11 protein-coding genes are annotated in these 15,671 nt (G+C 67.2%); 10 read left to right on the forward strand and 1 reads right to left on the reverse strand.

The genetic code is table 11. From position 1 onward, the window contains the following. The first annotated feature begins 16 nt into the window (after positions 1–16). The 9 genes from Poly30_RS11580 to Poly30_RS11620 all read left to right on the forward strand — a co-directional run bounded on the left by Poly30_RS11580 (position 17) and on the right by Poly30_RS11620 (position 13,532). On the forward strand, positions 17–1,087 hold the full coding sequence (locus Poly30_RS11580) for a DUF4340 domain-containing protein (RefSeq protein WP_419191271.1): 1,071 nt from the start codon (positions 17–19) through the stop codon (positions 1,085–1,087). Positions 1,088–1,168: 81 nt separating this feature from the next. Beyond that, positions 1,169–3,010, forward strand: coding sequence for a hypothetical protein (locus Poly30_RS11585; protein ID WP_145197391.1), 1,842 nt, complete (start codon positions 1,169–1,171; stop codon positions 3,008–3,010). Continuing rightward, on the forward strand, positions 3,010–3,696 hold the full coding sequence (locus tag Poly30_RS11590; protein ID WP_145197393.1) for a hypothetical protein: 687 nt from the start codon (positions 3,010–3,012) through the stop codon (positions 3,694–3,696). The genes Poly30_RS11585 and Poly30_RS11590 overlap by 1 nt, the downstream gene beginning before the upstream one ends. A gap of 5 nt (positions 3,697–3,701) precedes the next feature. Further along, positions 3,702–4,562 carry a hypothetical protein gene (locus tag Poly30_RS11595; RefSeq protein ID WP_145197395.1) on the forward strand — a complete coding sequence of 287 codons (861 nt, stop codon included), beginning with the start codon at positions 3,702–3,704 and terminating at the stop codon, positions 4,560–4,562. After that, positions 4,563–6,104: a secretin N-terminal domain-containing protein gene (locus Poly30_RS11600; protein ID WP_145197397.1), complete on the forward strand. Its 1,542-nt coding sequence runs from the start codon at positions 4,563–4,565 to the stop codon at positions 6,102–6,104. Positions 6,105–6,137: 33 nt separating this feature from the next. Continuing rightward, positions 6,138–7,931 carry a GspE/PulE family protein gene (locus Poly30_RS11605; protein WP_145197399.1) on the forward strand — a complete coding sequence of 598 codons (1,794 nt, stop codon included), beginning with the start codon at positions 6,138–6,140 and terminating at the stop codon, positions 7,929–7,931. After that, the gene (locus Poly30_RS11610; RefSeq protein ID WP_145197401.1) at positions 7,928–9,133 is read left to right on the forward strand and encodes a type II secretion system F family protein; all 1,206 of its coding nucleotides are present in this window, start codon (positions 7,928–7,930) and stop codon (positions 9,131–9,133) included. Before Poly30_RS11605 ends, Poly30_RS11610 begins: the two co-directional genes overlap by 4 nt. Next, complete coding sequence (locus Poly30_RS11615; RefSeq protein ID WP_145206110.1) at positions 9,133–9,840, forward strand: type II secretion system protein GspG; 708 nt, start codon at positions 9,133–9,135, stop codon at positions 9,838–9,840. Before Poly30_RS11610 ends, Poly30_RS11615 begins: the two co-directional genes overlap by 1 nt. A gap of 65 nt (positions 9,841–9,905) precedes the next feature. Beyond that, a complete protein-coding gene (locus tag Poly30_RS11620) occupies positions 9,906–13,532 on the forward strand; it encodes a multifunctional oxoglutarate decarboxylase/oxoglutarate dehydrogenase thiamine pyrophosphate-binding subunit/dihydrolipoyllysine-residue succinyltransferase subunit (protein ID WP_419191272.1) in 3,627 nt (1,208 codons plus the stop codon). Here Poly30_RS11620 and Poly30_RS11625 read toward each other — a convergent pair whose 3' ends face one another. Beyond that, positions 13,533–14,936: a S1C family serine protease gene (locus Poly30_RS11625; protein WP_419191273.1), complete on the reverse strand. Its 1,404-nt coding sequence runs from the start codon at positions 14,934–14,936 to the stop codon at positions 13,533–13,535. 185 nt (positions 14,937–15,121) lie between these two features. Between Poly30_RS11625 and Poly30_RS11630 the strand changes: the two genes are divergently transcribed. Continuing rightward, entirely contained in the window at positions 15,122–15,670 is a 549-nt protein-coding gene (locus tag Poly30_RS11630; protein WP_145197407.1) for a type II secretion system protein GspG, read from the forward strand. The last annotated feature ends 1 nt before the right edge of the window (position 15,671 follow it).

The raw sequence follows: 15,671 nt of genomic DNA on the forward strand, positions 1-15,671 counted from the left end.
TCAGTCTTCTTCGCAGGTGTCCGCTCGACGCTTTGGCCCGCCGGGCGCCAGGGCCATGGGCGCCCGCGGCGGGTTCCTCCACGTCGCCGTTCGCAACTGGATCCTCGTCCTGATCCTGGGGGCCCTGGCGGGTTCCTGGTTCGTCGGTGACGCTGGAGGTGGCATCAGCCAGCGACAGATTCAGCCTGTCCTCCCGGGCTTCGACGCCTCGCGGGCGCGCTCCATCGTTCTGGAGCGGGCCGATCTCGCCGCCGTGGAAACCGGTGGCCTCGAACGGACGACGCTGACCCGCAGGACCTCGGTCGAGACGACCGGCGACGTGGGGGCCCCCGACGTCTGGACGATCGCGGAGCTTCACGGCACGGCCGCCTTCGCGGATCGCGTCGACGACCTGCTGTCGCGGATTGGATCCATGACGACCCTCGATCTCGTCAGCGAGGAACCCGGGAGCCACGCCGGCTATGGCCTGACGAAGGCCAAGGCGCTGCAGCTTCGCGTGTCGGAGCAAGAGCGGATGGGGGACTCGCCCATGGTCGATCTCCTCATCGCACCCGCGCCGGGACGCGCCGCCTACGTGCTCGCCGCGGGAGACGACCGCGTCTGGCGCATCGCGCGATTCACGCCGCCTTCCGCGTCACCGCGCGCCTGGTTCGACGACTCGTCGCTCATGCCGCTTCCGGACCGCGGGATCAGCGCTATCCGCGCATCGGGACCTGCCCTGGAGGGCGAGCCAGTCATCGTCCGGACCTATCCCGGCGGGGACCGCTACACCAGCGCCACCGGAGAAACGCTCGTGACGCAGGCCGTCCTCGATCTCTTCAAACGTCTACGAACTCTGTTCCCCACGGACGTCGTCGCCGAGAAAGTGGCTGGCGAACCTCTGGATGGCGAGCCGTGGTTCAGCATCGAGGTCGAACCCATCGTGGGTGGAAACGATTTCCGGATCGACTTCGCTCGGCCGGAAGAGTCTCCGGAAGGAGGGGCGCGCTTCGTTCGCGCGGCGCGCTTGCAGGGGACCATCACCGTGACGGTCAGCGCGGCGACGGTGGAAAAATTGGTCGAGTCTCTCCAAAGGCTTCGCGAATAGATACAGAACCGCGCCTCGGCGTCTCAAGTCGATTACCGGCTCGGTCGATCACCCAGGACACGCGCGCCGCCGCGAGTTCCTATGATCGATTCAGAGACCCCTCAACCCGAGCCCGACAACCTCGCGGATCCGGAGCTTTCGAGCTACGGCACCGTACCTGTCGGCGCCATCACGGATGCCGAACTGGGTGCGGGTGACGCCACCAGTCCGGAGGCGGATCGCGATCCAGCCTACGAGACGTGGGATCCCGAGGTCGCGACGGACGATCCTGAGCACGGATTATCCGGCGCCGACTCCACGCTCGCGCGCTTCTCTCGAGCGGAGCCGCTCGTGGTGCTCCTGTCCCCGTCCGAAGTCGAGGTCCTGGCGCCCCGTGCGAAGGGCAGCCCCGCGCATCGGATGGCGGGAAGCTCTCGCCTCATTCAGTTCACGCACGACCTCCCGATCGGTAAGGCGCTGGCGTCTCATATCGTCACCACGCTGAAGCAGCACGGAGTCGCGCGCCGCTCCATCCGGCTGGCGCTCTCGCACGAGTTTCTCCCCGCGCAGATCATCGAGGTTCCGGACCTTCCTTCGAAGGAGCTCACCCAGGTGGTGGCGCGCCGCTCGGCGGCGCTGATCGACGCGACTCCCCAGGAGGTCACGTTCACAGGACTGGCGCTCGATGGGCCGGACCGCGAGGAGCGGCGCTGGCTCGTCCATGCCATGCTGGCGAAGCCCCTCATCGCGATGCAGACGGAGCTTCGTGCGCAGGGGTGGGTCGTTCGGGACGTCGTCCCGGCCCGAACCGCTCCCTTCCTCTCCGTCCGAAGCACGACGCTTGCGGGCGAAGGGCGGGCCACGCTCGTGCTCGTCTTCGATCGCGAATCCGCCGCGATCGGACTTGTGTCGGGTGGCCGTCTGGCACACCTGTCGACCCTTCCTGGCAGCCTTGACATGCACCTCGCCGGAGAGCAAGTCGCGCGGGCGCTGGTTCAGGAACTACGCGGCGTCGACGCGTTCTGGCGTCGCTCGAGCCGCGGTGACCAGGTGACGGACATCCTGATCCTCGGTGCCGTTCGCTCCGCCCTCGATCGGCTCGCACCGGCCATTCGAATGGCGCTCGGCGATGTCCGCGTGGCCGGCGCGATCGGCGCCATGCCGTTCCAGGCCGAAGGAGCGGGATGGATCGCCAGCGCGCCGAACGAGGCGCGGATCGACCTCCTCCGCGCGCTTCGCTCGCCGCGAGTCGCGGCGCTCGATCTGAGCCTTCCGCTGCGTCCACGGGGCCGCTCGATCGCGGCGGTCGCCATGTCCTCGCTCGTCCTCTGCAGCACGGTCGCCCTCGCCATGCGCGACGGGATGAACGGCTTGACCTCGTCGATCTCGACGGAAGCGAGGGTCGTCGAGGCGGCATCGGCCGATCTGGAGGCGCTTCGGGAGCGGCAGGCGCGAGCCTCGGCGCTGGAGGCACAGCTCATCGCAGACTGCCAGGAGCTGCAGCAGCTCGAGGGCCTCGGCATCAGCGCGACACCGATCCTGGCGGGGCTGCGGCGCGCGTTCGGCGACGGCACGCGTCTCCTCTCCATGCGTGCGATCGGCCTGGCGGTCGGCGGCGCCGCCATCTCGCCCGCCCTCGGCGAGGTCGGTGCCCTTCATGTGCGGGGCGTCGTCATCGATGATCCCGAAGAGACCACGCGAGCGCTGCACCGACTTCGAGCAGCTCTCGGACGTGTGCCGGGCGTGGTGAACGTTCAGATCGAGCCGCCCAGCCTCAGCGATCTTGGCCCGATCGGCGTCTTCGGGCCGGGGAACGGCTCACTTCGCTTCCTCGCGACGGCGCGCCTCGTGCCGGTCGGCCAGGAATCAGCGTACGGCAAGGCTCTTCGCCAGGGCCCGGAGCAGCCTGATGGCGCATTCGAAGCGCTTCCTGGAGGCAACTGATGGCTGTGACCTCACCCAACACGGTTCGGGCCCACGCCAAGGGGATGGGGCGCCGCAAGGTCAGCCTCGCGCTCTTTGCAGGCGTGGCTGCGCTTCCGCTCCTGACCATGGGGATCACGGTCCCCTCCGCCGTGGCCAAGAACCGGGCCGTCTCCGAGCGCGACGCGATGCGTGATCGCCTCGCGGAGCGCGAGTCGATCTTCCGGTCGCTTCGGGAGTACGAGAGTGACGGCGCCCTCGAGGAGCTCGAGGAGCTTCACCGGAGTCTCGTGGGCATGATCCCGAGGTCGATCGAACACCTCGACGAGTTCGGGTCGCTCCGCATGGCGGCGGCCGCGCTCGACATCGAGCTGATCTCCGTGCGGACCGTGCGCACGCACGCGGTCGGCGCCTTCACGGGAGCCGCGTCCAACCAGGGCGCGCCGGATCAGGGGGCGACGAGCGACTCGGTCACTTCGGCCCAGGGGACCGTCTTCGTCGACGAGGTCCTCATCCATCTCCATGAGTCCGTCGATGGGGTCTTCGGCCTCGTCCAGGAACTCCGCAAGCACGGCGTCCCCACGCTCATCCTCAGCTTCGACTTCACCCGAGAGACCCCGGTGTCCCGCGCCTTCGAGGCAGAGGTACGCCTCGGGTTCGTCCGGCGCGCAGCGCCATCGTCGGGTGGAGCCACCTCTCCTCGCTAATCGCCATGATCACCACCAAGCAGAAATGGGCCCTCGGAGGCCTGATCACCCTTTCGGCGGCCGTATGGACGCCACAGATCATGGCACGATTCGGCGGGACGACGAGCGCGCAGCTCGGCGTCGACGCCGGGCCTGGCGAAGACGAGATGCTGACCATCGAGCTGGGCACGACGGCTCCATCTCCCAGGCCTTCCACGGTCCGTACGAACCCGCCTCCCGCGCAGGGTCCATCCGAGGGCGCCTACGACGGCCCGGCAGGAAGCTCTCCCGCCGCTGCGGAGACAGCTACGGACCCGCTGGCGGCGCCTGCACCGGCGACGGGGTCCCGCGCCATCGTCTCCGAAGTGCTCCGGACGCTCCGTCAGTCCGAAGCATTCGGGATCGCCGAGGAGGCGGATGCCGCGACCGCTCTCATGGACAGCGAAGGACCGGTGAGTGAACCTGATCGACCGCCCGCGCTCTTCACCTACCTCGAGACCCATCCGCTTCGTGGAACCATCGTGGGTGAGACGATGAGCGTTGCGCTCATCGGTCAGAACCGCGTCCGTCTCGGCGAGATGGTCCCCGGTACCAGCGCGACGCTCGTGAGCGTGGAGCGCGGCCGCGCGACCCTCGAAGAAGGAGACATCACCATCGAACTCGAGCTGGCGCCGCTTCGGACGAGCACGAGGCTGATGGCGGAGCGCGACCTTCAGCGGCAGAACGCCGGCGCGATCGGTCAGGGATCGTCGTCCGCCGCAGGCATCGGGATGGGCGCCAGCGGCTCCTTCGACGCCGACTCCGCCTATATCCCGACCGTGACGACCCCTCTGCCCGCCGGCAATCCCTCGAACACCGTTCCCACGGGCTCCGCAGGAGACTTCTAAATGTTCCCCCGATATCCCCTCACCTGCGCGGCGCTCCTCGTGGCGGCCTCTGCTCTCTCGTGCGCTCACTCGAACAGAATGGGGGGGCCCAGGATTCAGAGCGAGATCGGTGCCAAGCAGCCGACCGTGGCTCCGTCGATCCGCCAGAGTCCGATCCTCGACGACCTCGACACGGACGAGCTCGAACGCGAGTGGAGCGCCGGATCCTCCGGCTTCCTCGATCCTTCGCTCACCGCGGAGTCGCCGGCGCTTTCGATCGGTGGCGACGAACTCGTGGGATTCGACTTTCGCGGCTCGACGCTCGGTGAGGTGATCGCGCTCATCGCCGAAACGGCGGAAGTCAACATCGTCTTCGATCCGGCGCTCGCTCAGCCGGTCGATGCCTCCTTCCCCTCGGTGAAGGTCGGGCAAGCGCTCTACGCGCTCTTGGAGCAGCACGAGATGGAGCTCGTCGAGGACCCGCCGGGCGTGTACTCGGTGCGTAGCAGCACGATGAGCGGTGGCCGCATGCGGACCTTCACGCTCTCCTCGATGTCGGCGGATACAGCGGCGAGCGCCGTGCAGATGATGCTCGGCAATCAGCAGAACGGTCAGGGAGGCGGCCAGGGATCGATCCAGGGCGGGAACCAGTTCGGTGGCATGAACGGCAACCGCTCGGTCGTGGTGGCCGACACGGCGCAGAATCTGCTCTTCGTACGCGGTACGCGGGACGAGCTGGCGGCGGTCGAGACCTATCTCCAGAGCGCGGACCGCCTCGAGCGCCAGGTGCTTGTCGAGGTCCAGATCCTCGAAGCCATCATCGACGAGAACTTCGAGCTCGGCGTGACCCACGCGATCAACGGATCGCTGGACGGCAACGCTCTCTCGATCGCCCAGAACCTGAGCACCAGCCAGGCCGGCGCCTTCAACGCGGTCTTCGACTTCGACGGCGGGGACATCAGCTCGACGATCAACGCGCTGCAGTCCTACGTGGACCTGGAGCTCATCAGCGCTCCGCGCGTGATGACCGTGTCCGGCGCCAAGGCGACGATCAACGTGATCGAGGAGATCCCGTTCATCCAGGCGACGACCTCGACGCAGACGAACGGAGGCCAGGCGATCTCTGCGATCCAGGAAGTTCAGTTCAAGGAGGCCGGCGTCAAGATGGACGTCACGCCCATCATCCAGTCGAACGGCATCCTGAAGATCGTCATCACCAAGGAGCTCAGCGAGGTGGTCGGCACGTTCCAGACGATCCCGATCCTCGACAAGCGGACGCTCAACTCGGAGTTCCTCGTGGCGGACCGCCAGACGATCGTTCTGGGCGGCCTCATGCAGGATCGTCGCTCGGACTCCGAGGACGGGGTCCCGCTCTTGAAGGACATTCCGATCCTCGGTCGCCTGTTCCGCAAGGACGTCGATGCGACGAAGAAGCGCGAGCTGCTCGTCTTCGTGACGCCGCGCATCGTCGACCCCAACGAGGCATCCGTGCTGGCACGTCGCTACCAGAGTCACTTCGAGCGCAAGCGCACGGAGTACGGGCTCACCCGCGAGACTCGATAGAGGAAGGAGCTCTTCCGTCCATCCCACCCCACCATGGCGAACGTACCAGAACCCCAATCGGCGGAGAACGGCGGCCCACCGCGTATCCGTATCGGCGACGAACTCCAGCGCCGCGGTCTCCTGACGGCTTCCCAGCTCCAGGTGGCGCTGGGCGAGCAGAAGCGGGTGCATCGTCCGCTCGGTGAGATCGTCGTCTCGCTGGGCTTCGTTCGCTCGATCGACACGGCGCGGATCCTCTCGGAGCAGCTCGGACTTCCGATCGTCAGCCCCGACGAACTGGAGCCGGAGCCAATGATCCTGGAGCAGCTCGATCGTGAACTCGTGCGCAAGGCGCGCGCGTTCCCGGTCAAGGTGGAAGCGGGAACGCTGACGGTCGCGATGGTCGACCCGAGCGATCCGAAGGCGATCGCGATGATCCGGAACGCGTTCCCGTACCCGCTGTCCATCGTGATGGTGACGGGCAACGACCTCGAGACGCTACTGCGGCGCTACAGCTCAGGCGGGGGCGTCTCGACCGAGGTGGCCGACATCCTCGCCCGCGGCATGGCCGTCGAGGACGATCGCAGGATCGCCGAGCTCGCCATCGCCGTCATCACGGACGGGATTCGCCGTGGTGCGACGGATGTGCACGTGCAGCCGGAAGAATTCCTGACCCGGATCCGCTATCGCATCGACGGTGTACTACGGAGCGCGGAGAGCCTCCCGCACGAGGTGAGCGACGCGGTGGTCTCCAGGCTCAAGATCAGCGCCCGGCTGGACATCGCCGAGCGACGTCGCCCCCAGGACGGCCGAATCCGCATGAGCGTCGATGGACGTGAAGTGGACCTTCGGATGTCCGTGATGCCCAACGTACACGGCGAGAACGTCGTGCTCAGGGTGCTCGATCGTACGGGCGGCGTGCCTCCGCTCGAGGAACTCGGCGTGGACCCGGTCGTGGCCCGCGAGCTGGCCACGCTCGCCCAGAGGCCCCACGGATTGTTTCTCGTCACGGGCCCGACGGGTTCCGGTAAGACGACGACCCTCTACGCGCTCTTGAGCCGCGTCGACTCGATCCAGCGCAACGTCGCGACGATCGAGGACCCCGTCGAATACAGCGTGCCGCTCGTCCGCCAGAGCCAGGTCGATACGGCCGTGGGCTACGGCTTCCACGAGGGCCTTCGCGCACTTCTGCGCCAGGACCCGGACGTCATCCTCGTCGGTGAGATCCGCGACGAGATCACGGCGGACATGGCGATCAAGGCGGCCATGACCGGTCACCTCGTCCTCGCCACGCTGCACACGACGGATGCGCTCGGCGCGATTCCGCGCCTCATCGATCTCGGTGTTCCGGGCTACATTCTGGAGGACACGCTTCTGGCCGTCATGGGCCAGCGTCTCGTGCGCCAGCTCTGTAGTCGCTGCTCCGTCCCGCTCGCTCCCGGCCACGAGGAATACGCTCAGACGGAACGCTGGCTCTGTGGCGATATCGGCCAGGCAAAGGCGGCTGTGGGGTGCACGGCCTGCGACGGTTCGGGATTCCTCGGCCGGCTCGCCGTGGCAGAGGTCTTCCTGCCGACCGCGGCCACCCGGCCTTACATCCGCCAGGCCAGTCACGCGAGCGGCCCGAGTCACAGTGAAGGCGGTGCGATGACCCTGGAGGAAGCGGCCGCCGCTGACGGCTTCCGGGACCTCGGTGCCGACGCCGCGAAGAAGGTGAGAGCCGGTCAGACCACGCTGACGGAGATCCTCCGTGTCCATACGCCGTCGGATCTGGCGGGCTGCTCCGTTCTCAGCGGCGACGCGACCGCGGCACGCCGTGACGGTGGGGAGCAGCGAGGCGCCGCGTGAGTCAGGCCACTCTCAAGAACTGGCGCTATGACGCGGTGGGCCCCGAGGGCCGCGTCCAGGGCTTCATGAAGGCCATGGACGAGGTCGATCTCGATCGCTCCCTGGCGAAGGAGGGGATCACGCTGGTCAGCGCGAAGTCGATCAAGCAGACCCCGCGCAAGGAGAACGAGCGAATGGTCGGCAACGACCTCGTGATCTTCACGACCCAGCTCGCCACCGTGCTGAGCGCGGGCGTACCGATCGTCGAGGGCATGCGCGATCTGGGCGTTCGCATGCGGAGCAAGGCGTCCCGCGACGTGATCCAGGACGTGGTGAAGGAGCTGGAAGCAGGCGCCTCTCTTTCCGACGCACTATCGTCGCGGCCGCGATCCTTCCCGCTGATCTATCGCTCCTCGGTCCAGGCCGGCGAGATGTCGGGTTCCATGCCGGAGGTTCTTCAGCGACTGGCGGCTCACATGGAATGGACGCGCTCGATCCGCCAGGCGACCACGCAGGCGCTGGTGTATCCGGCGATCCTCGGACTCGCCATCACGGGCCTCGTGATCACACTCGTCACGTTCCTCGTGCCGAGGATCGTCAAGATGTTCCCCGGAGGGGCGGACGAGCTGCCCTGGCAGACTCGACAGGTGCTGGAGATATCGAACTTCCTCACCGGGAACTGGCTCTTCGTGCTGCTCGGAGGGGCGCTTCTGGCGACGGCGTTCGTCCTGACCCTTCGCCATCCGAAGGGTCGCCTCTGGCTCAGCACGCGACTCCTGGAGTTCCCCAGGATCGGGGAGGTCGTCCGGATGTTCGCGACCGCGAAGTTCGCGGCCACCGCAGGCACGCTTCAGAACGCGGGCTGCTCCGTGGCGGACGTCATCGGGCTGGCGGGAGTTGCCTGCGGAAACGCGCGGATGGCGGCTTCCTTCCAGCGGGCCAACGACGAGGTCCAGCGCGGTGCGTCCATCTCGGAGGCCCTGGGAGCCGACGGGCGCATGGACCCACTCCTGCTCCAGATGGTGGCGGTCGGCGAGCGCGCTGGCGATCTCGGCGGCTGCCTGGACAAGCTCAGCGAGCACTACGACCGCGAGCTTCCCCGCGTCGTCAAGTGGATGCTCTCCTTCCTCGAGCCAGCGATGATCGTCGTGGGGGGCCTGGTGGTCGCCTACACGCTGCTCGCGGCCTTCCTCCCCCTCCTGGACATGTACGACAAGCTGTGATGCGAGCTCCCCAGAAACACACCAGGAACCAGGGTTTCACCCTCGTCGAACTCGTGGTCGTCGTCCTCATCATCACCGTCCTCGCGGGCATGGTCGTCCCGGTGGCCTCGAAGGTCTTCGACCGCGAGGCACGGAAGGCAACCAGCGCCGAGATGCAGGCCGTCGACGAGGCTGTTCGGCTCTATTTCCTCGACACCGGCGCCCTGCCCGCAGCGGCAAGCGCCCTGAGCACCGACCCCGGCGGCGTGACCGGCTGGTCCGGCCCGTACCTGTCGGGTGGCGTCGGGAACGGCGGCGCCAGCTCCACCGATTTCGATCGGGACGGCTGGCAGGAGCCCTATCAGGTGGCGATCGCAGGCGACGTCTGGACGCTCACGAGCTCGGGGCCCGACCGCACGCGCGGGACCGGCGACGACCTCGTGATCGACGTCGACATCACGCGTGAACGGCGCCGCGTCACGGACGAGCGGCTCGCCGTCATCAACCTGGCCATTCGGCTCTACAACGACGACTGGCTCTCCCCGCCGTCGCCCCAGAGCCCGGATCCGCTCTCGGATACATGGTCCACGGCCTTCGCCCAGCTCGTGGCGCGCGGCTACCTCGCGAATGCAGCGACCTATCAGTCCGACGGCTGGGGCGACGCTTTCGTTCGCGTGGGGACGTCCGGTCCGGTCGTGGCGGTCACGTCGCAGAACACCGGTTCGTAAACCCCGCCAGTGCGGGCTTTATCCCGCTCCGCCCGCCGCCCTCAACGGGTAAAATAGGCGCCACTATGCCCATCGATTTCGAGCAGGAGTACGGCGTCAACGCCGGGTACGTTCAGGAACTCTTCGACGATTGGAAAGCCGATCCTGCCCAGGTGGCAGAGAGCTGGCAAAAGATCTTCGAGCGTGCTGGAAAGAGCAGCGGCTCGGACCAGGCAGGCAAGGGGAGCGACTCGGCCTCGGCTTCCGGATCCGCAGGTGACGCGGCGGCCCCCAAGGCCGCCAGCGCCCCGGAATTCGACGCCTCCGCCGACCCCGAACTCGAGCCGCTCATCGGCATCGCCGGGCGGATCGCCACCAACATGGAGGCGAGCCTGGAGATCCCGGTCGCGACCTCGGTGCGGACCCTCTCCGCCAAGATCATGTCCGAGAACCGGGGCGTGATCAACGAGCACATGCTCGTGCGCGCCTTCGGCAAGGCCTCCTATACCCACCTCGTCGCCTTCGCGCTCGCCCGCGCTCTTGGCGAGAACAAGCGCGTTCAGTCCTCGTACGTCGAGGGCGGCGGCAAGCGCTATCGCCGCGTCCCGACCCACGTGAACCTCGGCCTCGCCATCGACGTGCCCGGGCCGAAGGGACGCATGCTCGTCGTGCCGAACATCAAGGCCGCGGAGACGCTCGACTTCGCCGCCTTCTACCGCGCGTACCAGGACATCGTCGACCGGGGTCGCGACGGCAAGCTGACCAGCGAGGACTTCGCGCATACGACCTGTACCCTGACGAACCCCGGAGGCTTCGGCACCGTGATGAGCGTGCCGAGGCTCATGCCGGGCCAGGGGATCATCGTCGCGACCGGCTCGATCGGCGTCCCGCCGGAGCTCGGCGGCATGTCCAAGGTCGCGCTCGCCCAGAGCGCGATCGGTCCGGTCATGACGATGACCAGTACCTACGACCACCGCGTGATCCAGGGCGCGGAGTCGGGCCTGCTCCTGAAGCGAGTCGACGAGCTCCTGATGGGGGCCGACGGCTTCTACGACGAGATCTTCGAGGCGCTTCGGGTTCCGTGGACGCCCGCGCGCGCGGGAAGCGATATGCGACCGCCCTCGGGCGAGGATGCCGGCGAAGTCCAGGCGAAGATCTGGAAGCTGATCCAGGCCTACCGCTCCCGCGGCGGCCAGCTCGCGGACCTCGATCCGCTCGGTTACCGCCCCGAACTGCTGGAGTCCCTCGATCCGAGCTCGTACGGGCTGACGGTCTGGGACCTCGATCGGACGTTCCTCTGCGGCGGGATGAACGGTCGCGAGAAGATGACCCTGCGCGAGATCCTGAAGACCCTGCGCCGGGCCTACTGCCGCCGCTGGACCAGTGAGGTCTCCCACATCACGAGCCGTGACCGCAAGCTCTGGCTCCGCGATCGCATCGAGAACGAGGAACACTTCGAGGAATTCGGCCAGGAGGAGCGGATGGAGATCCTGACGCGCCTGAACCGCGCCCAGAACTTCGAGCAGTTCCTCGCGAACACTTACGTCGGCAACAAGCGCTTCAGCCTCGAGGGCGGCGACACGATGATCCCCGCTCTAGCGGACATCATCGAGCGAGCGTCGCTGCGTGGCGTCGAGAAGGTCGTCATCGGGATGGCGCACCGTGGCCGTCTGAACGTGCTGGCGAACCTCATGGGCAAGTCGCACGAGCAGATCTTCCGTGAGTTCGAGGGGGGGCTGCTGCCGCTCTCGACGGAGGGATCGGGCGACGTCAAGTACCACCTCGGTCAACGCGGCGTCTTCAGGACCCGCGACGGCAAGGAGGTGGCGATCGAGCTGTCCGCCAACCCGAGCCACCTGGAGGCGGTCGATCCCGTGGTCTGCGGCATGACCCGTGCCTACCAGGACGCCATCGGGGACACCGATCGGACCAAGGTCCTGGCGGTGCTGATCCACGGCGACGCGGCGTTCTCCGGCCAGGGCGTCGTGATGGAGACGCTGAACATGAGCGGGCTCCGCGCGTTCACGAACGGCGGCACCGTGCACCTGATCGTGAACAACCAGATCGGCTTCACGGCGGGGCCGCGCGATCTTCGCTCGACGCACTACTGCTCGGATACGGCGAAGGCGATCGAAGCGCCGATCATGCACGCGAACGGGGACTTCCCCGAATCGGTGCTGCGCGCGTGCCGTCTCGCGGTGGACTACCAGGCCGAGTTCGGCGCCGACGCCGTCGTCGACATGGTCTGCTACAGGCGCTGGGGTCACAACGAAGGCGACGAGCCCGCGTACACCCAGCCCGCGCTCTACAGCCGGATCGCGAAACACCCGACCGTCTGCGAGTCCTACAGCGACCTCCTGATTCGCCGCGGCGCGATCACTCGCGAGGTGGCGGAAGCGGTTGCCGCCGAGACCGAAGCAGAGCTTCGCGAGGCGATGGCGAACCACAAGGCGGCCGAGCAGGAAGAGCTGCCGCTGGAGGAGATCGTCGACATGCATCTCGACGACGAGCGGGACTACGTGCGTTCGATCTCCCCCGAGACGGGCGTCTCCGCCGAGAAGCTCGTGGAGATCATCGACGAGCTCAATCGCATGCCGGAGGGCTTCGTCGTCCACCCGAACCTCCTGCGTCAGCTCCGCCGCCGCGAGAGCATGGTGCGCGGCGAGCAGGACGTCGACTGGGGCTGCGCGGAGGCGTTGGCCTTTGCGACGCTGCTGCAGGAGGGCGTTCCCATCCGCCTGGAGGGCCAGGACTCCGGCCGTGGCACGTTCAGTCACCGTCACGCCGTCATCCGCGACCAGGCGACCGACAAAGAGCATGTGCCGCTGCGCGCTCTCACGGATGGCAAGGTCAAATTCGAGGCGTGGGACTCGCTCCTCAGCGAGGAAGCCGCCGTCGGCTTCGAGTACGGCTACTCCCTCGTTCGCAAGGACGCGCTCGTTCTCTGGGAAGGCCAGTTCGGCGACTTCGCCAACGGCGCGCAGATCCCGATCGACCAGTTCGTCGTCTCGGGCGAGGCGAAGTGGCGTCAGCTCTCAGGCCTCATGATGCTGCTTCCACACGGGTACGACGGCCAGGGACCCGAGCACTCCTCGGCGCGACTGGAGCGCTTCCTCGTCGCTTGCTCCGGAGGCAACCTCACGGTGGTGAACTGCACGACGTCGGCGCAGGCGTTCCACCTGTATCGACGTCAGGGACTCAGCGAGGTCAAGCGCCCGGTGATCGTGATGACGCCCAAGTCGTATCTGCGGGACAAGCGCGCTGCCAGCCCGATCGCGGACATGGCGAGCGGACGCTTCCTGGAGACGATTCTCGGCGGAGGGACGGACAAGAAGAAGGTGACGCGCCTCGTGCTTTGCACCGGCAAGTTCGCGCACGAGCTGGAAACGGCGCGCGTCGAGAAGGGGGCCGATCACGTCGCGATCCTGCGAGTCGAGCAGCTGTACCCGTTCCCGAAGGACCAGGTGAAGGAAGCGATCGCAAGCTTCCCGAAGCTGAAGCAACTGATCTGGAGTCAAGAGGAGCCCCGCAACATGGGTGCCTGGGCCTTCATCATGCAGCGCTTCAGCGACCTTGGCGTGGCGATCCAGTACGCCGGACGCGCCGAGTCGTCGAGCCCGGCGACGGGCAGCTATCGCCGCCACGGCGCCGAGCAGGACTTCGTCCTGAAGATGAGCCTCGGCGAGGTCGAGCCGAAGATCATCGTCGGGTGATCAGGTTCGTCGAGCCAGGTTCGGTGAACGATCGCGAGGAATGCGGTAGCGGCCAAGGATTCTCTCCTCGGCGCTCCGCGCTTCCTCCATGTCGAACACCAGGTGACCCTGGCTCGCGGTGATGAGCGTCGCCGTTCCCGGCGAGGCCTCGACGAGGCGGACGAAGTCGGCCATGTCTCTCGGGACCACGCCGTTGACCGAAACGATCGACTCCCAGTTGAGCGGCGCGTAGCCGACCGTCACTTCGTCGGCGAGGACCTGGGACACGACGATGATCTCCTGGCGCTCTTCGGTGCGGTGCCCGAGGAAGTAGTGGGCGAGGAACTCCTTCGGCGCCTTGTCGCTCCAGTCGGCCCAGGCCTGCAGGAAGTTGCGAGAGAGCGGCTGAAAGACGATGCCTGCGAAGACGAAGTAGGTGGGCTCGATCCCGTAGCGGCTGGAAGGGACCAGTTCCCGAAGCTGAGTGAGCACGATCTCCAGTCCGAGGACCTCGCCGCCCCGGCGCACCAGGACCGGGATGCGTTCACCGATGAAGCGTTCGCCGAGGAGCACGCCGAGCGTGGTCCGAACGCCCTTGTAGCGCACGGTTCCGTTATTGGCGATGCTGTGCCCGTCGATGGAGAGGATGACGTCCCCAGGCTCGATGACGCCGTAGCACGAGTTGCCCTGGGAGATGCGCTTCACGAGCACGCCGGTCTCGCCGTCAGGGACGTGGAGGGCGCGGCGCAGGCACTCGTTCTCCAGCCCCTGGGTCTCCAGGCCAAAGCCCGGGACCTCCAGCGGCAGTCCCTCGTCGACGCCGCGCAGGAAGCGGCGGATCAGCGGCGCAGGCACCACCTCGCCCATGTTCTCGGCGTCCTCCAGCGACTGGAACGCGATGCCGACGACGCGGCCCTCGTGGACGACGGGGCCGCCGCTGTTGCCGCTGTTGATGGCGGCGTCGACGGTCATGGCGAGCAGGTCGCGCTGGGAGTGGGCATAGCGCTGGACCTCGATGCGCGAGACGACGCCCTCGGTGATGGAGAGTTCCTCGCCGCCGACGGGGTAGCCGACGACCGCGATGCGCGCGCGCCGCTCGGGCAGGTCGCCCAGCTCGGCGGGCGGGATCCCGCCGAGGGCCGCCGGATCGTGGAGGCGCAGGAGGGCGAGGTCGGAGTCATGGCAGATGGCGACCACCTCCGCGACGTGTTTGTCCGAGTCGTCGACGGTCTGGACCTGGAGGAACGTGGCGTCAGCGACGACGTGGGCTCCCGTGAGGATCCGATTGGGTCCGATGATGACGCCCGAGCCCGTGCTCGAGGAGGGGGAGTCCGTCTGCCACGGAACGTCGTAGTCGGGCTCCTGGACGGCGGCGAAGATCCTGACGACCTGGGAGGGCTCGAGAATGTCGATGGGGTCTTCCATGGCGGGCAGCATAGCGACCTTGGCTTCGGCGGTCGGTGTCTCAGCCCACGTCACGTCGGGACATCGGCGTCCCGAATCGCGATTCGCGGAACCCAGCTGCCGAAGGACCTCTCCTCGGGTCAAGAGCCCCTGGGGGAGATGGCGATAGCCGCAGGAAGGGAATCCCCGAATCCTCGCTACTGATCATGACTCTCCCCATTCAACCAAGGGCTGGCGCCCGTGCCGCGTTCACGCTCATCGAGCTCGTCGTCGTTCTCACGATCCTGATCACGCTCGCAGGCATCGTGGTCCCGCGCGTCAGCACGTGGACGGAGAAGGCCAAGTTCGCTCGCGCCGTGAGCGACATGAAGGCGATCAAGCGCTCGGTCGAATACATGTACCAGGATATGGGCTACTTCCCCGGGGACCAGTCACGTGGCATCGATCCGGGGATCGCGGTGCCGGATCGCGTTCCGAGCGCACGCCGCGGCGACTGGAAGGGGCCCTATCTGGAGATGTGGCCGCAACAGAACCCGTGGGGTGGGACGTACGACTACGAGTACTGGAACTACGCGCCCTTCAACTTCGATGGCGTGGCGGGCAACGAGGTCCTGGTCACGATCAGGGATGGCTACGACGCCTCGATGGCCCAGCGCATGGACGAGATGATCGACGACGGCAACGTGGCCACCGGTATGGCACGCTACAGCAGCGGCGCCTTCAGCCTCTTCATTGGCGAGGGCCGCCGCTGGTAGC

This window comes from Saltatorellus ferox (assembly GCA_007751475.1).
In the GTDB taxonomy this organism is placed as follows: Bacteria; Planctomycetota; UBA1135; order UBA1135.

What these genes read in the sequence shown, in the direction of transcription:
- Poly30_RS11585 (WP_145197391.1), top strand. Translation starts at nt 1,169, where the DNA reads ATGATCGATTCAGAGACCCCTCAACCCGAGCCCGACAACCTCGCGGAT.
- Poly30_RS11590 (WP_145197393.1), top strand. Translation starts at nt 3,010, where the DNA reads ATGGCTGTGACCTCACCCAACACGGTTCGGGCCCACGCCAAGGGGATG.
- Poly30_RS11595 (WP_145197395.1), top strand. Translation starts at nt 3,702, where the DNA reads ATGATCACCACCAAGCAGAAATGGGCCCTCGGAGGCCTGATCACCCTT.
- Poly30_RS11600 (WP_145197397.1), top strand. Translation starts at nt 4,563, where the DNA reads ATGTTCCCCCGATATCCCCTCACCTGCGCGGCGCTCCTCGTGGCGGCC.
- Poly30_RS11605 (WP_145197399.1), top strand. Translation starts at nt 6,138, where the DNA reads ATGGCGAACGTACCAGAACCCCAATCGGCGGAGAACGGCGGCCCACCG.
- Poly30_RS11615 (WP_145206110.1), top strand. Translation starts at nt 9,133, where the DNA reads ATGCGAGCTCCCCAGAAACACACCAGGAACCAGGGTTTCACCCTCGTC.
- Poly30_RS11620 (WP_419191272.1), top strand. Translation starts at nt 9,906, where the DNA reads ATGCCCATCGATTTCGAGCAGGAGTACGGCGTCAACGCCGGGTACGTT.
- Poly30_RS11625 (WP_419191273.1), bottom strand. Translation starts at nt 14,936, where the DNA reads ATGGAAGACCCCATCGACATTCTCGAGCCCTCCCAGGTCGTCAGGATC.
- Poly30_RS11630 (WP_145197407.1), top strand. Translation starts at nt 15,122, where the DNA reads ATGACTCTCCCCATTCAACCAAGGGCTGGCGCCCGTGCCGCGTTCACG.